We start from the raw sequence: 20,716 nt of genomic DNA on the forward strand, positions 1-20,716 counted from the left end.
AACTCCTTAGTATGAACGAGCCTTAGGTGGGAAAGCTTCCATGGTCTTTGGCGCAAAGTTTACATCACGCTTGGTTACAGTCTTACCTACTGGATGGAACAAAGAATGTTTCAACCAGTTTTCATCGTCACGTTCAGTAAAGTCATTGCGAGCATGAGCACCACGGCTTTCCTTACGGAATTCAGCCGGAATAGCTGTCGCTTCAGCAACTTCAAGTAAATTTTCAAGCTCTAAAGCCTCAATACGCGCTGTATTGAATGCTTGACTCTTATCCTCAAGGTACAAGTTTTCAACACGAGTACGAATTTCTTTTAGCTGTGCAAGGCCTTTTTGCATTGCTTCGCCATCACGGAACACACCGAAATAAAGCTGCATTACACGCTGCAGATCAGCACGCACCGCCGCAACACTTTCGCCGCCTGTGGAGCTATTCAAACGATTCAAACGAACCAATGCTTTTTCTATGTTGGTCTCATCAGCGTCTAATGAATCAAAACCTTCATCTAACGACTTTTTAACATGCAAACCAACCGCTCGACCAAATACCACCAAGTCTAGCAGTGAGTTACCACCAAGACGGTTAGCGCCGTGAACAGACACACAAGCCGCTTCACCACAAGCATAAAGACCATCAATAATAACGTCTTCGCCCGCTTCGTTTTGTTTAAGCGCTTGACCACCGATGTTTGTAGGAATACCACCCATCATGTAGTGACAAGTTGGAATAACAGGAATCGGCTCTTTCACTGGATCAACGTGCGCAAAAGTACGAGACAACTCAAGTATACCAGGAAGACGCTTATTCAACGTTTCCTCACCCAAGTGATCCAACTTAAGCAATACGTGATCGCCATCAGGACCACAACCACGACCTTCCAAAATCTCAAGAATCATCGAACGAGCAACTACATCTCGACCAGCAAGATCTTTGGCGTTTGGAGCATAACGCTCCATGAAACGTTCACCGTCTTTGTTGATCAGATAGCCACCTTCACCACGACAACCTTCCGTCACTAGCGTACCAGCACCGTAAATGCCTGTTGGGTGGAATTGCCACATCTCCATATCTTGCATTGGGAAACCAGCGCGCAATGCCATACCAACACCATCACCCGTGTTGATGTGAGCATTGGTTGTTGATTGATAAATACGACCTGCACCACCTGTCGCAATAACCGTTGCCTTAGCTTTAAGGTAAACCGTCTCACCACTTTCGATACAAATAGCAATCACACCAACAACAGCATCTTCACTGTTTTTTACCAGATCCGTCGCATACCATTCATTAAAGAAGGTTGTACCGCCTTTAAGGTTGCCTTGATACAAAGTGTGAAGCAGAGCATGACCCGTTCGGTCTGCCGCCGCACAAGTACGAGCAGCTTGACCACCCTTACCAAAGTCTTTCGACTGACCACCAAATGGGCGTTGATAAATACGACCTTGCTCAGTACGAGAAAAAGGCAAGCCCATGTGTTCAAGTTCAAAAACGGCTTGAGGACCAACGGAACACATGTATTCAATTGCATCTTGGTCGCCAATATAATCTGACCCTTTTACGGTGTCATACATGTGCCAGCGCCAATCATCGTTTGGATCATCACTTGCAATCGCACAAGTAATACCACCCTGCGCAGACACTGTGTGCGAGCGAGTAGGAAACACCTTAGTAACACATGCCGTATTCAAACCAGACTCGGTCAACTGGAGCGCAGCACGCATACCTGCGCCACCCCCACCGATAACAATGGCATCAAAGGAAATAGTACGAATATTTGCCATTACTTATAGCCCCCAAAGAACTTGAACACCCCATACGATGTAAATAAACATTACAAGACCGCATAGAGATTGAAAGAAGAAACGCGCACCCGTTGCTTTAATATAGTCCGTTGAAATAGACCACAATCCAATCCAAGAGTGCATACCAATCGATAACAGCACCATTAGGCTGAATATACGCATCCATGTCGCTTCAAATAAAGCACTCCACTGATCGTATGTAAGATCAGGATTCAGCAACAAGTAACCAATGATAAAAACCGTGTACAAAGATAATACAACGGCAGACACTCGCTGCATCATCCAGTCATAAAGACCAGAGCGACCAAAACTTGTGATTTGAGTTACCATATCCACACTCCTGCTAACACGATTAGAACAACAGCAATCGCAATATTTGCAATAGCAGCACTACGCCCACTTTCTAGCTCTTCAAAGTATCCCATATCCATAAACAAGTGCTTCACACCTGCCACAAAATGATACATCAGCGCGGAGACAACACCCCAAATAATGAACTTCGCTAGGAAGCTTGTCTGCAGTGCATTAACCACCTGATCAAAACCTTCCTGCGATTCCAAAGAAAGGTCAAAGGCATAAAACAAGAAAGCCAATCCTACAAAAAGGATAATTCCTGTTATGCGGTGAAGAATAGATACAATTGCTGTGACGGGCATCGATATTGTTGAAATATCAAGGTTGACTGGTCTTTTTTTATTCACGACTTTTACACCATTTTGTATTGATTGAATGGTCAATCACGACCCAATGTCTATACGTGCTATATTTAACTCTGGATCAGAGTAAAATAATGACGTCATAGGCCTGCTTTGAAAATCCCATCGATTTGCAAACAAATGTTTAAAAGCGACTCTCTTTTATCCATTAGCATCAACAAATCAATGAAATCGTCTGAGGCGCAATTATAGACCAGCCAAAAATACTAAGACAAATAGACTGAACGAGAGGTTTTCAATGGTCACCATTCATCAAATGAATGTAACCATAAGCCGAAACAATAATGGTATAAAATTACATAAAAAATCACCCTGAAAAAACACTTAAAAACCTTTATTATCAATAACTTAATTGATTTTAAGCATTTTCTTGACTTTACATCAATCCCTTGTTTTGTCAGATAATTACAAAATAACACAACCTAATGTAAATAGAGTGCAAATGAACAAGATTGACTTTTATAGTCTAGAGACAGTATTTTTTCCGCACCTTCTGGGCCAGGTGGAGTCAACCTACGACGTCTTAGCCCCGAACCAGAATACGAAGGAGACCATAAATGGCTGATAAAAAAGCGCTACTCAAAGTGGATGGGATCGATAAAGCTATCGAACTTCCTGTTCTTTCAGGCACCCTAGGTACAGACGTTATCGACGTTCGAGGCTTAGGTGCGAACGGTGTATTCACCTACGATCCAGGATTTATGTCTACCGGCTCTTGTGAATCCTCTATTACTTTCATAGATGGAGATGCTGGCATCCTTTTGCATCGTGGCTACCCTATTGCCCAACTTGCAGAACACTCAGACTATCTAGAAACCTGCTATTTGTTACTTTACGGAGAATTACCGGACAAAAAGCAAAAAGCAGAATTTGAAAGAACGGTTGGCAAACACACCATGGTCAACCAATCGATGCACAAATTCATTGAAGGTTTTCGAAATGATGCCCACCCTATGGCCATCATGTGCGGTCTTGTTGGCGCTCTATCGGCTTTTTACCAAGATCACATGGACATCAGCAACCCTAAGCACCGTGAAATTGCTGCGTTTCGTCTGATTTCTAAAATGCCAACGCTTGCTTCAATATGCTATAAGTATTCCAAAGACCAGCCTGTTATGTACCCACGTAACGACTTGTCTTATGCTGAAAACTTTTTGTACATGATGTTTGCAACACCTTGCGAGGATTACAAGGTAAACCCCGTGTTTGCCAAGGCTATGGATAGAATATTCATCCTCCACGCAGACCACGAACAAAATGCTTCAACGTCCACAGTACGTTTAGCAGGCTCTTCAGGCGCTAACCCGTTTGCGTGTATTGCGGCAGGCATTGCAACACTTTGGGGGCCTGCTCACGGCGGTGCTAACGAAGCAGTACTAACCATGCTGGAAGAGATTGGTGACGTTGAGCACATCGACAAATTTATCGCCAAAGCAAAAGATAAAAACGATCCTTTCAGATTGATGGGCTTTGGCCATCGCGTCTATAAAAACTTTGACCCTCGCGCCAAAGTAATGCGCGAAACTTGCGATCAAGTATTGGCAGAATTGGGCCAATCAGATGATCCGTTACTAAAAATCGCTAAACGCCTTGAACAGATTGCTCTAGAAGATCCTTATTTCGTAGAACGTAAGCTTTATCCAAACGTTGATTTCTACTCAGGCATCATCATGAAAGCAATCGGCATTCCAACCAGTATGTTTACGGTTATCTTTGCCATGTCTCGTACTATTGGCTGGATCTCTCACTGGAACGAAATGATCAGTGGACCCTATAAAATTGGCCGTCCGCGCCAACTTTATGTTGGTAAGCCACAGCGCGATTATCCGGCTAAAAAGTAATACATTAAATAAATGCATTACAAAAAAACGCGCCTCTCGGCGCGTTTTTTATCATTCTTTTTTGATAGCGTTCAGCGGAGGATTCTAAGAATCACTCCTCATCCTCTTCCACAATCTCAGTAACCGTTGCATGACCGCACTTAACGCAGTCACCTTCAATCCAAACTCGATCTTTGCTTTCAAATTCCTTTGGGTTGACCATCCCCAAATCCACTTCCATACAATGGTTACACCAAGTTTGTGCCAAAAAATCTCTTTGTTCTTCTTCAGCGCGAGCGAAAAAATCTCTTTCTACTATGTTTTCTTCTAGTTCATTTGTCATTCAATTTACTCCACTGTACTGATAGGATGCGACTCGATTTGCATCAGGGTCTAATGCATTTAGCGGAGCACTGATTAACAAACGACTCAAGGATATGCTGTTAAATAGCTTCTGCTTGTCCCCATCAATTTCTATAGCAAACTCAATGGTATCACCATCCACTTGAAGCAAAGTCACATTACGCACAACCCCAATACTTTCTAAATAGGACTGAACCTTGCTCATGACATTGTAGCTTTCCACACCAGCAACGCGAACAGTTAACTGACTAACAGAGCCACTATTGCGCACGGAAGCGTAGCGAGAAGAAAACACTTTCGCCAATTTAGTCGTCGCTTGATCAACCACCTCTTTTAGTGTCCTACCCGACAATGCGAATCGCTCTGATTCCCCCCCCTTCAGTAACACCAACAAATTCCCACTCATTTGCCCAGCATAATTACTAATCCTTATGGCGGCAACGGAATCTGTTTGGTAGCGCGTACTTGCTCGGGCAATGCTATCTGCAAAAAAGCCCCAAACATCCGCGGTAGAAATGGTTCTTTTGTCAACCTCATCCTGCAAAGGTGCGTAGATAGGCAAGCCTGCCAAATTGGCAGACTGAGCAAATTCATTCAATACAACCGACGGCTCTCTTGAGCCAGACAAACTTCTTACGCCATTGGTCTCACTGACTAACCACACCAGGACGGAAGGCCTGTTCTCCCCCCATACCGGTAAATTATTCTGCGATAAAAAGCGATCAATCGACTCTTGGTAGAAAGTCACCCGAACTTGTTTACCGGGCACCAAGCCACCTTCAAAGGATAGAAGCTCACTGAGCGACGCAACGGAGTGTTGTGCAACCCACGCTGACGCTTGACGCTTAGCTTGAGCCAACACACTACTGGTGATGGCTTCTTTGTCACCTGATACTTTTATCAGCACTTCTTCTGCCGCCAAACCAAACGCTTGGCTTAACATCTGATCTTCTGACTGAGTCACAGGCAAATTAATTTCAGCACTATAAAGTCCCTGAACAGGGACCGCATTGGCTGTCGGAATCAACAAAACACTAATGAGTAATAAAAATATACGAGAATTCATAGCCTTTCCTTCGTTTATTTGCCTATTCTACTGTCTTAATTGCAAAGAACCATAGCCCTAATGCGCCACTATGCTAAAATGCCTTTTTTTCCTCGTACCATGATAAGGCATAGGCAATGACCAAGTCAGATAAACCATCGATTAGTTATAAAGACGCAGGCGTAGATATCAACGCTGGCAACCAACTTGTTGAACGTATTAAAGGCGTAAGCAAAAAAACTCGTCGCCCTGAAGTAATGGGTGGTCTGGGAGGCTTTGGTGCTTTGACACGCCTTCCCACAAAATACAAAAACCCAATACTTGTTTCTGGCACAGACGGTGTCGGTACCAAGTTGCGCTTAGCTATGGATCTTAATCAACACGACACCATTGGTATCGATCTTGTCGCCATGTGCGTGAACGATCTCGTTGTAGCCGGTGCTGAGCCTCTATTATTCCTAGATTACTATGCCACTGGCAAGCTAGATGTTGATGTCGCCGCCAATGTTGTTACAGGGATTGGCGAAGGTTGCATACAAGCGGGTTGCGCACTCGTTGGTGGCGAAACGGCAGAAATGCCAGGCATGTATCATGATGGTGATTATGATCTCGCTGGCTTTTGTGTTGGTGTCGTTGAAGAAGAAAACATCATCGATGGCAGCAAAGTAAAAGCGGGCGACACCTTGATTGCATTAGGCTCTTCAGGCCCTCACTCCAATGGCTACTCTTTAATTCGCAAAATCCTGGAAGTCAGCAAAGCCGATCTTAACCAAGAGATCGACGGTGTCGCGCTAAAAGACGCGCTAATGGAGCCAACGCGTATTTACGTCAAATCCATTCTTAAGTTGATGGAATCCGTTTCCGTTAATGCTTTGGCTCACATCACCGGTGGCGGGCTGCTAGAAAACATTCCTCGCGTACTTCCTGAAGATACCGCGGCTCGTATTGACGCCACCAGCTGGAAACGCCCTGCTGTGTTTGATTGGCTACAAGAACAAGGAAATGTTAAGCAAGAAGAGATGTATCGTGTTCTAAACTGTGGCGTCGGCATGGTACTTTCTATTGATGCAGAAAAAGCAGATGAAGCTCTCGCTATTCTTAAAGCAGAAGGCGAAAATGCTTGGATAATTGGTGATGTTTGTCCTCGTAATGGTGGAAAGGAAGTATTAATCTCAGACCTTGAGGAACAGGCATGAGTTGTCCGATCGTTGTCTTAATTTCCGGCAGCGGCAGCAACTTGCAAGCTTTGATTGATCAAAGCTTGCAAGGACAACTCAACATCAATATTTGTGCCGTGATCAGTAATAAAGCGCAAGCCTACGGACTTGAAAGAGCCAAGATGGCGGGCATCCCCACTCATACACTCGACCATAAGTCATTTGCGAGTCGAGAAGAGTTTGATGCCGAGCTGCAAGCGATTATTGATCAGTACCAACCAAAATTGGTTGTTCTTGCTGGCTTTATGCGTATTTTGACTGAAACGTTTGCGAAACATTACGAAGGTAGAATGCTCAACATTCACCCATCGCTGCTTCCTAAATACAAAGGTTTGAATACACATCAACGGGCAATTGATGCAAACGAGAAAGAGCATGGTGTGTCAGTACATTTTGTGAGTCCAGAGTTGGACGCAGGTGCCGTTATACTTCAAGCAAGTACAAGTATAACCACTGACGATACGGCAGAATCTTTGGCTGGAAAGGTCCATGCCTTAGAACACACTATCTATCCTCTGGCCGTAAAATGGTTCAGCGAGGAAAGATTAACATTTCAGAACGGAAAGGCTTTTTTGGATACGAATGCTCTACCACAAAGCGGCATTCTATATAATGAAGCGTTAACATGATGTAGGAGAAGGTATGAGAGCTCGTAAAATTCCAATATTATTAATGGTTATTTTTATGAGTATTCCCATACTTTCTCTTCTCTCAACAAAAGCAAATGCCACGCAAACGCAAGACACTTTTCTAAAACCCTACTCCGCCGTGTATAGCACTGTCTGGAAAAAAGGTATTCGTTTAAAAGTAGAAGGCAAGCAAACCTTATCAAAAAAATCAGGCGACCTTTGGCAGTTTGTCTTTACGGCTGACAGCATGATTGCCTCCCTCAACGAGTCCTCTACTTTTTATGTAAAAGACCACCAAATCATTCCAACCTACTATCGTTATAAAAGTTCGGCATTAGGAAAAAAACGCAGTGCCACACTGACTTTTGATTGGGACAACAATCTTGTCCGCAACGATATAAAAGACAAACCTTGGAACCTCACCATCCCTTTAAAAACACTCGATAAGCTGTCTGTGCAACTTCAGGTTAGACAAGATCTAAAGCTAGGGAAAAACGAATTTGACTACCAAATTGCCGATGGTGGGTATATTAAAAATTGGCGATTCAAACGTGACAAGATGGAAGACATCAACACTAAACTGGGTCGACTCTCTGCCATTAAAATCATTCGTACCGACAATCTCGAGAAAGGCAAAAAGACGTCTTTTTGGTTCGTCCCGACTCTTGACTATTTATTGGTTAAACTCGAACACCAAGAAGATGGTGAATCCTATGAACTTGATATTGAATCCGTTAAATAGAACTAGACTAACTCTCTAGGTGTATTAACATTTAACAAGTCAGCATCGTTGGCCCAAATAACAGACTGACAACCAAATTTTTCATAAAAAGCTGAGACATTATATCGCTGAGCTTCCTTCAGAAATTGGCTAAGCGCACTGTAAGTCTGTTCTACAGGTAAAATAGCATGCAGAGGATGCGTACCAGAGCCACTCTCTAAATAATGGATTGTTTCTGGTGACAACAGACTGGCTTGTTTCAGTTTTACAAAAGCCGCACTATTGATACACGGTGTATCACAAGGTGATATCAACAAATGTGACGTTTTCGCAAAGGCCAAACAAGCTAACAAACCTGACAACGGCCCTTTTCCTTGATATGCCAGATCATCGGCAATCACCTCATAACCAAGCGCAGTATAAGCATCAAAATTCCGGTTCGCATTAATAAACACGCTATCAGCCACTTGCTGCAACGCTCGCCCGACCAACAAGGCCATAGGGGTATTCCGAAACAACAGCAAACCTTTGTCTTGACGTGACATACGCTCAGCGTTGCCCCCTGCCAATACCGCCGCTGATAATGAGATAAACGCCATATAACCTTCTTTTATATCTGAGAATCAAAGTACGCTTTGTCACGTTTTAACCAAATACTATCTGCTAACACGAGACACTCTTCATGAGATGTCACACCATAAAGAAGTCCAGCCACCGACGCAATGGTTTGTCGTACCGCTTGCTCGCCAAATTGATCTAACTGATGACCACGCCAATGATCGGTTAATCGAGACAAGTCTACATTGTCTTTTAGGCGTTTATGCTGTTGTTCGGCTTTGGGCCAATCCGACCAACTCGCCATGCCATCTTGCCACTTACCTAGCGTGACATCTCGCTCTGGATTCACTTCCGCTTCACCATTACCACCTCGAAACACCAGCACGGAAGCATCGCCTAATTGCTCGCTGGCAGAAAGATGTAACTCATCGTACCCCCGATGAAAGACACCATGCACACTGTGATCGGCACAAAAAGGGTTCATCATTCGCACCACAGTATTCACTGGCGAACGCAACCCCAGCACATACTTAAGGTCCATCATACGACCTAATGACTCATCAATCTTCGTCAGCGGCATATAAGCAAAGTGGTTGGCTTGAAGGGCTTTTTTCAATTGTTCTCGGGAATCGCAAACAGCCAAACCAAGCAGATTCATCACCGTCTCAACATAGAGTCGATTTTCCCCCTCAAACGTATGCCCATGCATGACAATATTCACACCGGTATTGGCCAATGCAAGTGCTGCCAATAAAAACCAAGGCAACTCATTGCGTTTGCCTGCGTAGGCAGGCCAATCCAAATCCACCTTAGTTCCCAATGGTTCTTTTTTCGATAAATAGTCTCGAGTCGCTTTGGTAAAACCAACCGTTTCTTCTACCGTCTCTTCTCGTATTCGAATCAGCATCCAAAAAGCCCCTGATTGCTCAGGTGCCACCTGACCAGATAACATTAACCCCATAGCATGTTCAGCTTCAGCCACGGTTAAACTGCGCGCGCCTTTCTTGCCACGACCTAAGATTTTTACGTATTGCGTAAAGTCATTACTCATCGCGCAGTTAGTCATGCTGATAACCCCATTACTGTAGGAAGAAAGCGCTTTAATTCAGGAAGACAAGATCCACAATTGGTACCGCATTTTAATTTGGCGCCTAATCCATCAACAGAACAAATGCCGTTAATAACCGCCGCTTCAATCTGTTTACTGCCGATTTGATAACAGGAGCACACAATGTCCCCCTTTTCTTCGACATTAGCGGGCATTCCCACCAAAATGGCCAAACGATCCTGTGCTGACAAAGGCGTGTTTGTTGTCAATGTAGAGAGCAGCCAATCGGCCATGACGGAGTCAGGCTGCGGATGCAAATACATCAGCAGCGTAAGTGTTTGATTCACCAGCCTTGCCAATCGAATTTGTTGTGTCACTGGATTCGAATATTCCAGCCACTCAACCTTTTCAGCTAAACGTTTGCCCTGCTCCATATCGATGGATTTCAAAGGCGCTTGCGTTTGCCCATTGGGCCAGACCACTTCGTAATGATAACCTTGCTTTGATGGCACTTGGCACCAATACAAGCAGTCAGCTAAGACAAGTGGCGTCGCCGAAATGATCATGCCATAGCATAGGTTTGTTACGGCCTCGAGCTGCACTTGAGCATGCTTCAATTCTGGCTGACCTGACAAAGGATCGACCACCTGCGGGATAAGATTCGACACCACCGACGCGTTGGCAAATTGTTGTGTCCAATGAATAGGCACAAACACATTGCCAGGCGCAACCGCTCGACTCAGCTTAGCTTTTAATAACACCTCACCATAGGGCGACGTAAGGCGCACTAAAGACTTGTCCTGAATACCTAAGCGCTTGGCTTCTTTCGGGTGAATTTCCACATAAGGTTGTGCCGTATGTTTAGCCAAGGACGCCGCATCACCCGTTCTTGTCATGGTGTGCCATTGATCGCGCACGCGTCCAGTATTTAAGGTAAAAGGCCATTCTTGTGAAGCTTGAGTCTTTGGCAAGCTTGGTACAATTGCCACAAATCTTGCTCGGCCGTCGGGGGTAAAAAACCGTTTATCTTCAAACATTCGCTTGGTGCCTTGTGGACGACCTTCTGGTACGGGCCATTGCACTGGAACCAAAGCATCGTATTCGGCCTTAGTTATACGACTGAAATGCCCAATATCGAAATCCCGTTTGCCCTCATTTTCAAACGCCGATAAAGCCGCATGCTCGGCAAAGATGTCATGGGCGCCTTGATAAGAAAACGCTGCTTGAAAGCCCAGACTTTTTGCCACTTCACAGATTGCCCACCAATCATGCTTAGCGTCTCCGGGAGCCGGTAATAAACCTCGTTGACGAGAAATGCGGCGCTCCGAATTCGTCACTGTACCGTCTTTTTCACTCCAACCTGTCGCGGGAAACAACACATCCGCCATGGCCGTTGTGTCGGTATGGGCTTTACAGTCACTGACGATCACCAGCTCACATTTTTCCAGTGCACGTCGAACTTGAGCCGTGTCAGGCAAACTCACCATGGGATTGGTCGACATAATCCACACCACTTTGACTTTACCTTTCTCCATGGCCTGAAATAGATCGACGGCTTTTAAGCCATTTTCTGTGGCCATGTTGGGCGCTTGCCAAAAACGCTGTACTAAATCCTGAGCGCCTGGTGTGGCAAAATCCATATGAGCAGCCAACTGATTCGCCAAACCGCCCACTTCTCTCCCTCCCATGGCATTCGGCTGACCGGTAATGGAGAAAGGCCCAGCGCCTTGTTTGCCAATACGACCCGTCGCCAAATGACAATTAATAATCGCGTTGCATTTGTCCACGCCCGACGACGACTGATTGACGCCTTGGGAATAAAATGTCACCGTCTTAGGGGTATCTCGCCACCAGCCAAGCAAACTTGTTAAACTTTGCTCACTAATCCCACAGAAATTAGCGGTAAAAGAAACACATGGTGTCGATTCATTCGCTTGCGCCAAAGCACTAGCAAATCCGTTGGTGTGATTCGCAATAAAGTCATGATCTAGAATGCCAGCTTGGGCGGAATCGCTTAATAAAAAGGAAAAAATCGCCGCGTCACTGCCTGGCTTAATCGCCAAATGCAAATCTGCAATATCGCACGTCGCGGTTTCTCGCGGGTCAATCACCACCACCCTCATACTGGGTCGTTGTTTTTTCGCTGCGGCTATTCGTTGATATAAAATGGGGTGGGTCCACGCCGCATTCGACCCAACCATGATCAATAAATCACAGCATTCTAGATCCTCATAATTACAAGGCACGGTATCTGACCCAAAAGCACGCTTATAACCAACCACCGCGGACGCCATGCACAAACGGGAGTTGGTATCGACGTTGGCTGTACCAATAAAACCTTTAGCAAGTTTATTCGCCACATAATAATCTTCCGTGAGAATCTGACCTGAAAGATAAAACGCAAAAGCATCAGGGCCATGATCTTTTACGACTTGAGCAATTTTTGCGCTCACTGTATCAATGGCGGATTGCCAAGCAACTGGCTGACCATCAACCATGGGCGTTAATAAGCGATCATCCGATTGAATGGTTTGTGCAAGACTGCTGCCCTTCACGCACAAACGACCAAAATTAGCAGGATGATCCACATCACCGGAAACCGATGGCACTCTTTCATTTTCTGATTGCGCGTCGATTAAATTGACACCACAGCCAACACCACAATATGGACAGGTCGTTTTCACACTCATTGATGTTTTATTTGCTACTGGCATAGACCCTCTTCACTCTTTGTCACGCTTTTTAAGCAAAAAAAAGCCCAATCACTTTTTTAAGAAAGTGATTGGGCTCCGTTGCCTTTTGTAATATCTGAATGCTTTATGGGTAAGCCATCGTCGGTTTACGGTGCATCAGTAATATAGATAAAGCAATTAGCAAGCCAACTTTAAAAAGTGCTAATCAAACACATAAAACCTTATTTTTTAGCTCTTGGCTGATCCCACCCAATGGAGCACTATGTTTTCAAACACCCAAATAGCCCTTAAACAGTGCAATAACACGAAACCATGCACCGTTATAAATGGGCAGCGATAAACACATCACCACCCTCTAGTTTGGCCTGCCAATGAGATATCTTGATATCTTCTTCAAGACATTGGCCTGAGGCCAGTACAAAATGTTGTTTGTACAAAGGACTTGCCACTACCCATTGCTCCTGCAGATGAGCGACCAAGCCACGCGATAACACATTCGCCTTACCTATCGGATCCCAATTACTAATAGCGAATACTCTTTGCTCTGATTCAGGAACATAAAAAATGGCCACTTGTTCGCCACTGACCATAGCGGCTACCCCAGCGCCTTCCACCAAATCTTCTTGCTTACAAATCAATGTCCATGGCGTCGTCATTGTATTAGCCCACCTTAGCAATTAATTGCTGTTTTTCTGATTCCGTTGCTGGACGCATTTGGTTACGCTCTTCAACAAATACCACATTACTGTCGCTTCCCTCATAGTTAACAAACTGACGAAAGGTTTTAAGTGCTTCTGGATCTTGCAGAGTGGTTTTCCATTCGCATTGGAAAGTATCGACGACATGTTGCATACGCGCTTCCAGTTCAGCACACAATCCTAACTTATCGTTAATCACGACTTCTTTAAGATAATCTAAACCACCTTCTAAACCGTCCATCCAGACAGAAGTACGTTGTAATCGATCTGCGGTTTTGGTGTAAAACATCAACACACGGTCAATGTATTTCACCAAGGTTTCATCATCCAAATCTTTAGCAAACAAATCACCGTGGCGTGGCTTCATACCACCGTTACCGCACACGTATAAATTCCAACCACCTTCCGTTGCGATCACACCGATGTCTTTACTCTGAGCTTCGGCGCATTCTCGTGTACAGCCAGACACGGCAAATTTAATTTTATGAGGCGAACGCAACCCCTTGTAGCGGTTTTCCAGATCGATTGCCATTTTCATGCTGTCATTAACCCCATAGCGACACCAAGTGCTACCGACACAGGATTTCACCGTTCGCAAGGATTTACCGTAGGCTTGGCCTGTTTCAAATCCTGCCGCGATTAATTTCTCCCAAATTTCGGGCAATTGCGACAAGGTCGCACCAAATAAATCAATCCGCTGACCACCGGTTACTTTGGTATACAAGCCGTATTCTTTTGCCACTTGCCCCAAAACAATCAATCTATCAGGGGTTATTTCACCACCTGGGATTCTTGGCACGATGGAATAAGTTCCGTCTTTTTGCATATTGGCCAGAAAGCGATCATTGGTATCTTGCAAGCTGATGTGTTCTTTTTTCAGTACATAGTCATTCCAGACACTGGCTAAAATTGATCCAACCGCGGGTTTGCAAATCTCACAACCATGACCTTTGCCATGCGTTTTTAATAGCTCGTTAAAGGTTTTGATTTCGCCAATTTTCACCAAGTTGTATAAATCTTGGCGCGTATAAGCAAAGTGCTCACAAAGGTCGGTACTCACTTCCACACCCAATGCCAACAGCGCATTGTCGACGACTTTTTTCAATAGAGCTGCACAGCCACCACAACCCGTTGCGGCTTTGGTGACGCCTTTCACATCACCAACGGACAAAGCGCCATTGCACACCGCGTCGCTGATATCTTGTTTAGAAACATTATGACAACTACAAATCGATGCGGTCGCTGGCAAGGCATCTACGCCTAAGCCAACGGGCGCACCCTCCATCGCAGGTAAAATAAGCGCTTGCGCTTGCTCAGGCAAATCAATGGCATTGAGGTAATATTGCAGTAGGGTGTCGTAATAACTGTTATCCCCCACCAAGACAGCACCTAATAGCTTTTTACCGTCTTCAGAGACCACCATTTTTCGATAGCTTTGGCTGATTTCATCTTGATATACAAAGACTTTACAGCCTTGAGATTGAGCATGAGCATCGCCAACAGAACCCACATCGCAACCCAAAAGCTTCAATTTGGTACTCATGTCTGCGCCAGTGAACGTCACGCCAGCCAACCCTAAAAAGTCCGCCAACAAATGCCCGGCGGCAGATTTTGCCATGGCATAACCCGGTGCCACCAAGCCAAAGATACGATTATTCCACAGCGCACACTCACCAATAGCATAAATATCGTCATCACTGGTTTGACAATGATTGTTCACACTGATGCCGCCACGCTCACCCACGGTTAAACCAGACTGATGCGCCAGAGCATCCTGTGGTCGAATACCCGCAGAAAATAAAATTAGGTCGGTTTCTAGATGAGAGCCATCGGCAAAGTTCATGCGATGGAACGCGTTCTCACCATCGACAATGTCTTTCGTTGCCGTATCTGTGTAGACCTTCACGCCTAAGCCTTCGATCATTTCTTTGAGAACCGCACCACCCTTTTCGTCTAATTGAACCGGCATTAAGCGCGGTGCGAATTCCACCACACTGGTTTCCAAGCCAAGATTTTTTAGCGCATTAGCGGCTTCCAAACCCAGTAATCCACCACCGACCACCGTGCCTCGTGTGACTTGTTTAGCACAAGTTCTGATGGCATCTAGATCATCCAAGGTACGATAAACAAAAGTGTTATCACGCTTATGACCCGGAATAGGCGGCACGAAGGGATAAGACCCCGTCGCCAGAACCAGCTTGTCATAGGCCAATGACTCACCATTTTGGAGCATCACCTGCTTAGCGTCTCGATCAATTTTGATCACCAAGCAGCCAGTAAAGTAACGCACGCCATGCGTATCGTATAAAGAACCATCTGTCATGGCTAAATCCGCGGCACCTTTGCCAGTGAAGTATTCACTTAGATGCACACGGTCATAGGCTAAATATGGCTCTTCACCAAACACGCTAATATGAAAGGCATCATGGCCACCCTGAGCGATCATCTGCTCAACAAAATGGTGGCCGACCATGCCATTACCAATGACGATGAGATGCGGTTTTGCGGTCAAAAAAGACACGGTTGACGTCATTATATTCCCCTTGCTGTAACCCTTATTGAAACTCTTGTTTTGGTAACATGCCTAACGGCTATCACTATCTAAAACGACTTGCATCAGGCCACTTTGGCGCGACAATACGCTTCGCCAAACACCAGTAAGTCAAGCACGTCAGAGACATTGGTTTTGTTTTGAATTAACTGGAAATACCAGCTTCCATCGGCGACGTTGCCATAAAGAATAGCGCCAACCAGTAAGCCATCGTTGACCACCAGTTTGCGATAATGATGTGCGACCACATCTTTGAAAAAAATACAGCTATCCTCATCTGAGGGCTGAATCCTTCCCACGGAGAAAAGATGAACGCCTGACACTTTCAACTTGGTCGGCGTAGGCTCTATAGCAAATGCGGCTTTCTCACCAACCAAGACCTTCATCAAAACGTTAATTTGTGTCCAAATCGGTGCCACCAAACCAAAGGTCTGATGCTCAAACTCACAACATTCGCCTAAAGCATATACGTCGGGATGAGAGGTTTGCATTTGCCCATCAACTACAATAGCCCGGTTCGTTGCCAATCCGGCGGCTTTGCCTAACGTGATTTCAGGAGAAATCCCGGCCGCCATAACGACCAAATTAACCGCCAACTGTTCACCATTTTGACAAACCACATGGGACACTCGACCGTCATCCGCTTGCGCAAAGGACTCAGGCGACTCACCAAGGCGAAACGCAATGCCCATTTGCTCAAGCCTTGCCTGCAACAGGCTGGCAGATTCTTCGTCTAACTGACGATTTAGTAAGTATTGAGCGCGATGAAAGACCACAACCTTGTGTCCGCGTTTCACCAAACCGACGGCTGCCTCTAAGCCCAATAAGCCACCACCTATTACACAAATAGATTGACTGCCTGTCAGCTGTGTCATGTCATCCACATCCTGCCAAGTTCGAAAGCCCATTACATTGGAAGCAGAGGCCCCTTTAATTGGCAATAGACTTGCCCGAGACCCCGTCGCTAGTACCAATTGATCATAGGCAACTGCCTGCCCGCTCGATAAATGCAGCGTTTTCGCTTCTAAATCCAAGCTCAGCACAGGATCACTTGAGAGAATCTGAACCCCGTCCTCTTGCATTTTTTGCGTATCAACTAACGCCATATCGGCATGAGAAATCTCCTTCGCCAATAAAGAAGACAACATAATTCGGTTATAACCAACGTGAGGCTCTTCTCCGATCAAGGTGATCTGGTAAAGATGTCCACACGCTTGTTGTAAGTCATGCGCCAATTTACTGCCCGCCATGCCAGCACCAACAATGACGAGACGGCGCTTATCCACCTGATTCACTGGGCGTCTCCCCGACTGAGAAATAAGACTAGGCATTGGCAACCTTGGCGCTTGTGGCCATTTTTTTGCTCTTAGTTACTGCCTGAATAGGCTCTACTTTGCGCTGTTTCTCATACAAAAAGGTCAGAACTTGGGTGCGATAATCTATGTATCTTGGGTCATTCGCCAAAGCTAAACGCTCACGTGGACGCTCAAGGTCAACATGCAGAATTTCGCCGACTGTCGCTTCTGGGCCATTGGTCATCATCACAATACGATCAGAAAGCAGCACGGCTTCGTCCACATCATGGGTGATCATAATCACGGTATTGTTTAAGTCTTTTTGAATTTCCATCAACGAGTCTTGCAGATGAGCACGCGTCAAAGCATCCAAAGCGCCAAACGGCTCATCCATCAGCAACACACTAGGCTCCATTGCCAAGGCTCTGGCAATGCCAACACGCTGCTTCATGCCACCTGATATTTCATCAGGACGTTTGTCCGCCGCATGAGTCATGTGCACCAACTCTAGGTTGTGCATGATCCAGTCATGCATTTCTTTTTTGGTTTTTGTTTTACGGAAAACCTGTTTCACCGCCAATTCCACATTCTGGTAAGCGGTTAACCAAGGCAGCAATGAATGGTTTTGAAACACCACCGCACGCTCTGGCCCCGGCCCTTTTACTTCTCGACCATCCAGCAAAATTCCACCCTCTGTTGCGTCGTACAAACCAGCGACTATGTTAAGAACCGTCGATTTACCGCAGCCGGAATGACCGATGAGAGAGACAAACTCGCCTTTCTCAATTTTTAAACTGACATTATCCAGCGCTTTAAACGGCCCTTTTGGCGTTGGGAACTCAATCGAAATGTGACTGATGTCCAAATGTGTTGCCATGTTCTTTCTCCTGTTGACGTTTGTTGGGGAGTCCTGCCTGAATTAGCGAAGTACCTGCGTTTTATCCCAAGAAACAAAGCGCTGAATCGTCAGCATGACTCTGTCTAGCAAGTAACCAATGAAACCAATCATCAATACCGCCACCATGATTCGGCCTAATGAATTCGAACTGCCATTCTGAAATTCATCCCAAACAAACTTTCCGAGCCCAGGGTTTTGCGCCAACATTTCCGCAGCAATCAACACCATCCAAGCAATACCTAGAGACAAGCGCAGACCAGTAAACATCAAGGGAATGGCCGACGGAATGACGATTTTCATCACATGTGTCATCCAGCCTAAACGCAATACTTTTGACACATTCAGCAGATCCTTCTCAACAGCAGCCACACCCACTGCCGTGTTAATCAAGGTCGGCCACATACAACACAAGGTGACCGTAAACATTGAGGTCAAAAACGACTTAGAGAACATGGGATCATCAGACACATAACTGGCACTCACCACCATGGTCACCAAAGGCAACCATGCTAGTGGCGAAACCGGCTTAAACACTTGGATAACAGGGTTTAAGGCACTGTAAACCGATCGATTCAAACCGATTAGAATCCCTAAAGGAATGGCAATCAGACTGGCCAAACCAAAGCCAGCCAAAACGGTATAAAGACTGGTAAAGATCTGATCAAAAAAAGTCGGCTTGCCTGTGTAATCCCTTAACGTCGCAACGTAACTTGGGTCTTGGGCTTGCCGTTCTGCATTGCGCTCTTCTTGACGCACATAAAATTTGTCTTCTTTTACACGCTCTCGCTGATGTTCTGCAACGAGACTATTCCATTGTTCATACACCACGACCGGGCCAGGAAATTCTCCCAGTGAGGTATGCACTCGGCTCGCGCCAACTTGCCACAACAAGATAAACACTAGAATGCCAAAGACGGGCAGCAAGATTCCCTTTACAGAAAAAGCGCTGAGCTTGTCTTTTAGCAGTGCCATGGTTACGCTTGGTATCATCATTTCTCTCTCGCTTTCATCTTGTTTGATTTAGATTTGGTCGTCGCCTTTCAAACCGATTTTGAAGCTTTTCAAGTAATCATTCGGATGTTTGCCGTCATAGGTCACGCCATCAATGAAGTCGCTTTGCGGCGGTTTAAAACCATCTTCTTTATCAAAATCAGGAAACTCATCTGCAGACATAACACCATCCTCAATCAGGGATTTTGCGGCTTGCGCATAAATGTCTGGGCGATACACTTCTTTGGCCGTTTTCATAAACCATTCATCGGATTTAGGTTCGGCAATTTGTCCCCAACGACGCATTTGTGTGAGATACCAAATGGCATCGCTGTAGTAGGGATAGGTGGCGTGATGACGGAAGAAAACATTGAAGTCAGGGATGTCACGCTTATCGCCCTTTTCATACTCGAATGTGCCTGTCATGCTATTGGCAATGACATCGTAATCCGCCCCAACATATTGGCTACGAGAAAGTATTTTGACGGCTTCTGGACGGTTGGCGTTGTTGTTTTCATCCAGCCATTTCGCGGCCCGAATCATGGCTTTGACAACACGAATATGCGTGTTAGGATTTTGTGCAGCCCAGTCACTGCTCACGCCGAACACTTTCTCTGGGTTGTTTTTCCAGATTTCGTAATCTGTGATGACAGGCACACCAATACCTTTAAACACAGCCTGTTGATTCCACGGCTCACCAACGCTGTAACCCGATATAGTGCCCGCCTCCATAGTGGCTGGCATTTGCGGTGGCGGTGTCACAGACAGCAAAGCCTCTGCGTTTATATAACCACTAGTATCCCCTTTTGCTGGTGCATAATAACCAGGATGAATGCCACCAGCCGCTAACCAATAACGTAACTCGTAATTATGTGTGGATACAGGAAACACCATCCCCATATTAAATGGCTTACCTTGGGCTTTATAACCATCTATTACAGGTTTCAATGCACTGGCACTGATTGGATGAAGAGGCTTGCCATTTGAATCTGTCGAAATGTTTTTCTTCATTTCATTCCAAACATCGTTTGAGACGGTAATCGCATTGCCATTTAAGTCCATGCTAAACGCCGTAATAATGTGTGCTTTCGTACCATAGCCTATGGTGGCACCAAGCGGCTGACCTGCTAACATATGCGCCCCATCGAGCTGACCGTCGATCACACGATCCAATAGCACTTTCCAGTTTGCTTGTGCTTCTAACGTGACATACAAACCTTCGTCTTCGAAATAGCCTTTCTCATAGGCAATGGCCAATGGCGCCATGTCCGTCAATTTGATAAAACCAAATTTGAGCTCTTCCTTTTCAGCATAATCTAACGCCGCATACGCGGTTGCAGAGGTGAACGCAGAAACCAACAACACAGACAAACTGACCTTCTGAGTGGCATTGACGAATGTTGGCAAAGGCATTGCTGTCTTCAAAAATCTTAGGTTCATAGTCACGCTCCGCTTAACGAATAGGAATAAAAAAATACAAAAACAAAAAAAGGCGCATGCGATCACAAAAATGTGTTCGCAGGCGCCTTTGCCATTCAAAGAAAGCCCGACATTGGGCTATCGATAATGTGGGTGACAATTAACCATCGTGGCTAATTTCACCAAAAATTTTAAAACTCTGTGTTTCTGTAGGATCTACTAAGCATGCAACGTGCCAATGTAACTAACCTAATG

General features: G+C 45.4%; 18 protein-coding genes. 4 read left to right on the forward strand and 14 right to left on the reverse strand.

The features are described from left to right. Positions 1-6: 6 nt before the first annotated feature. Genes sdhA through sdhC form a run of 3 tightly spaced genes read right to left on the reverse strand, consistent with a single transcriptional unit; the run spans position 7 to position 2,537 of the window. Positions 7-1,779 (reverse strand): succinate dehydrogenase flavoprotein subunit, encoded by a 1,773-nt coding sequence (gene sdhA, locus DK187_RS04770; protein WP_111606187.1) that lies wholly within the window; start codon positions 1,777-1,779, stop codon positions 7-9. Positions 1,780-1,782: 3 nt separating this feature from the next. Further along, a complete protein-coding gene (gene sdhD, locus DK187_RS04775) occupies positions 1,783-2,130 on the reverse strand; it encodes a succinate dehydrogenase, hydrophobic membrane anchor protein (protein ID WP_111606188.1) in 348 nt (115 codons plus the stop codon). Beyond that, positions 2,124-2,537, reverse strand: a complete 414-nt coding sequence (gene sdhC / locus DK187_RS04780; RefSeq protein WP_308422559.1) for a succinate dehydrogenase, cytochrome b556 subunit — start codon at positions 2,535-2,537, stop codon at positions 2,124-2,126. The genes sdhD and sdhC overlap by 7 nt, the downstream gene beginning before the upstream one ends. 536 nt (positions 2,538-3,073) lie before the next feature. Between sdhC and gltA the strand changes: the two genes are divergently transcribed. Continuing rightward, positions 3,074-4,357 (forward strand): citrate synthase, encoded by a 1,284-nt coding sequence (gene gltA / locus DK187_RS04785; RefSeq protein ID WP_111606190.1) that lies wholly within the window; start codon positions 3,074-3,076, stop codon positions 4,355-4,357. A gap of 91 nt (positions 4,358-4,448) precedes the next feature. Here the strand turns inward: gltA and DK187_RS04790 are convergent, their stop codons facing one another. Continuing rightward, entirely contained in the window at positions 4,449-4,679 is a 231-nt protein-coding gene (locus DK187_RS04790; RefSeq protein ID WP_111606191.1) for a hypothetical protein, read from the reverse strand. Further along, entirely contained in the window at positions 4,680-5,765 is a 1,086-nt protein-coding gene (locus DK187_RS04795) for a DUF2066 domain-containing protein (protein ID WP_111606192.1), read from the reverse strand. Between the two features lie 116 nt (positions 5,766-5,881). On the opposite strand from DK187_RS04795, the gene purM reads away from it, so the two are divergent. The 3 genes from purM to DK187_RS04810 are packed head-to-tail and all read left to right on the forward strand — an operon-like array spanning position 5,882 to position 8,332. Then, positions 5,882-6,940 carry a phosphoribosylformylglycinamidine cyclo-ligase gene (gene purM / locus DK187_RS04800; protein WP_111606193.1) on the forward strand — a complete coding sequence of 353 codons (1,059 nt, stop codon included), beginning with the start codon at positions 5,882-5,884 and terminating at the stop codon, positions 6,938-6,940. Further along, positions 6,937-7,590 carry a phosphoribosylglycinamide formyltransferase gene (purN, locus tag DK187_RS04805; RefSeq protein WP_111606194.1) on the forward strand — a complete coding sequence of 218 codons (654 nt, stop codon included), beginning with the start codon at positions 6,937-6,939 and terminating at the stop codon, positions 7,588-7,590. The genes purM and purN overlap by 4 nt, the downstream gene beginning before the upstream one ends. 13 nt (positions 7,591-7,603) lie before the next feature. Continuing rightward, positions 7,604-8,332: a DUF3108 domain-containing protein gene (locus DK187_RS04810; protein ID WP_111606195.1), complete on the forward strand. Its 729-nt coding sequence runs from the start codon at positions 7,604-7,606 to the stop codon at positions 8,330-8,332. A gap of 2 nt (positions 8,333-8,334) precedes the next feature. On the opposite strand, the gene DK187_RS04815 is transcribed toward DK187_RS04810, so the two are convergent. From DK187_RS04815 to DK187_RS04855, 9 genes are all read right to left on the reverse strand, one after another. After that, positions 8,335-8,910, reverse strand: a complete 576-nt coding sequence (locus DK187_RS04815) for an NTP transferase domain-containing protein (protein ID WP_111606196.1) — start codon at positions 8,908-8,910, stop codon at positions 8,335-8,337. An 11-nt stretch (positions 8,911-8,921) separates the two neighbouring features. Beyond that, positions 8,922-9,935: a glycosyl transferase family protein gene (locus DK187_RS04820; RefSeq protein WP_223232347.1), complete on the reverse strand. Its 1,014-nt coding sequence runs from the start codon at positions 9,933-9,935 to the stop codon at positions 8,922-8,924. Continuing rightward, positions 9,932-12,631 (reverse strand): nitrate reductase, encoded by a 2,700-nt coding sequence (locus DK187_RS04825; RefSeq protein ID WP_223232346.1) that lies wholly within the window; start codon positions 12,629-12,631, stop codon positions 9,932-9,934. Before DK187_RS04825 ends, DK187_RS04820 begins: the two co-directional genes overlap by 4 nt. A gap of 299 nt (positions 12,632-12,930) precedes the next feature. Then, positions 12,931-13,266 carry a nitrite reductase small subunit NirD gene (nirD, locus tag DK187_RS04830; RefSeq protein ID WP_111606197.1) on the reverse strand — a complete coding sequence of 112 codons (336 nt, stop codon included), beginning with the start codon at positions 13,264-13,266 and terminating at the stop codon, positions 12,931-12,933. A 4-nt stretch (positions 13,267-13,270) separates the two neighbouring features. Then, on the reverse strand, positions 13,271-15,841 hold the full coding sequence (gene nirB, locus DK187_RS04835) for a nitrite reductase large subunit NirB (protein ID WP_111606198.1): 2,571 nt from the start codon (positions 15,839-15,841) through the stop codon (positions 13,271-13,273). Positions 15,842-15,924: 83 nt separating this feature from the next. Further along, the gene (locus DK187_RS04840; RefSeq protein ID WP_111606199.1) at positions 15,925-17,190 is read right to left on the reverse strand and encodes an NAD(P)/FAD-dependent oxidoreductase; all 1,266 of its coding nucleotides are present in this window, start codon (positions 17,188-17,190) and stop codon (positions 15,925-15,927) included. Beyond that, complete coding sequence (locus DK187_RS04845; RefSeq protein ID WP_111606200.1) at positions 17,183-18,031, reverse strand: ABC transporter ATP-binding protein; 849 nt, start codon at positions 18,029-18,031, stop codon at positions 17,183-17,185. The genes DK187_RS04840 and DK187_RS04845 overlap by 8 nt, the downstream gene beginning before the upstream one ends. Positions 18,032-18,073: 42 nt before the next feature. Beyond that, entirely contained in the window at positions 18,074-19,045 is a 972-nt protein-coding gene (locus tag DK187_RS04850) for an ABC transporter permease (RefSeq protein ID WP_111606201.1), read from the reverse strand. 27 nt (positions 19,046-19,072) lie between these two features. Next, the gene (locus DK187_RS04855; protein WP_111606202.1) at positions 19,073-20,482 is read right to left on the reverse strand and encodes a CmpA/NrtA family ABC transporter substrate-binding protein; all 1,410 of its coding nucleotides are present in this window, start codon (positions 20,480-20,482) and stop codon (positions 19,073-19,075) included. Positions 20,483-20,716 lie beyond the last annotated feature (234 nt).

The sequence above is a fragment of the Marinomonas arctica genome, assembly GCF_003259225.1.
In the GTDB taxonomy this organism is placed as follows: Bacteria; Pseudomonadota; Gammaproteobacteria; order Pseudomonadales; family Marinomonadaceae; genus Marinomonas; species Marinomonas arctica.

Excerpts from the sequence above, each read along its gene's own strand:
- sdhA (WP_111606187.1), bottom strand. The coding sequence starts at position 1,779 with ATGGCAAATATTCGTACTATTTCCTTTGATGCCATTGTTATCGGTGGG.
- sdhD (WP_111606188.1), bottom strand. The coding sequence starts at position 2,130 with ATGGTAACTCAAATCACAAGTTTTGGTCGCTCTGGTCTTTATGACTGG.
- gltA (WP_111606190.1), top strand. The coding sequence starts at position 3,074 with ATGGCTGATAAAAAAGCGCTACTCAAAGTGGATGGGATCGATAAAGCT.
- DK187_RS04790 (WP_111606191.1), bottom strand. The coding sequence starts at position 4,679 with ATGACAAATGAACTAGAAGAAAACATAGTAGAAAGAGATTTTTTCGCT.
- DK187_RS04795 (WP_111606192.1), bottom strand. The coding sequence starts at position 5,765 with ATGAATTCTCGTATATTTTTATTACTCATTAGTGTTTTGTTGATTCCG.
- purM (WP_111606193.1), top strand. The coding sequence starts at position 5,882 with ATGACCAAGTCAGATAAACCATCGATTAGTTATAAAGACGCAGGCGTA.
- purN (WP_111606194.1), top strand. The coding sequence starts at position 6,937 with ATGAGTTGTCCGATCGTTGTCTTAATTTCCGGCAGCGGCAGCAACTTG.
- DK187_RS04810 (WP_111606195.1), top strand. The coding sequence starts at position 7,604 with ATGAGAGCTCGTAAAATTCCAATATTATTAATGGTTATTTTTATGAGT.
- DK187_RS04815 (WP_111606196.1), bottom strand. The coding sequence starts at position 8,910 with ATGGCGTTTATCTCATTATCAGCGGCGGTATTGGCAGGGGGCAACGCT.
- DK187_RS04820 (WP_223232347.1), bottom strand. The coding sequence starts at position 9,935 with ATGACTAACTGCGCGATGAGTAATGACTTTACGCAATACGTAAAAATC.
- DK187_RS04825 (WP_223232346.1), bottom strand. The coding sequence starts at position 12,631 with ATGCCAGTAGCAAATAAAACATCAATGAGTGTGAAAACGACCTGTCCA.
- nirD (WP_111606197.1), bottom strand. The coding sequence starts at position 13,266 with ATGACGACGCCATGGACATTGATTTGTAAGCAAGAAGATTTGGTGGAA.
- nirB (WP_111606198.1), bottom strand. The coding sequence starts at position 15,841 with ATGACGTCAACCGTGTCTTTTTTGACCGCAAAACCGCATCTCATCGTC.
- DK187_RS04840 (WP_111606199.1), bottom strand. The coding sequence starts at position 17,190 with ATGCCTAGTCTTATTTCTCAGTCGGGGAGACGCCCAGTGAATCAGGTG.
- DK187_RS04845 (WP_111606200.1), bottom strand. The coding sequence starts at position 18,031 with ATGGCAACACATTTGGACATCAGTCACATTTCGATTGAGTTCCCAACG.
- DK187_RS04850 (WP_111606201.1), bottom strand. The coding sequence starts at position 19,045 with ATGATGATACCAAGCGTAACCATGGCACTGCTAAAAGACAAGCTCAGC.
- DK187_RS04855 (WP_111606202.1), bottom strand. The coding sequence starts at position 20,482 with ATGAACCTAAGATTTTTGAAGACAGCAATGCCTTTGCCAACATTCGTC.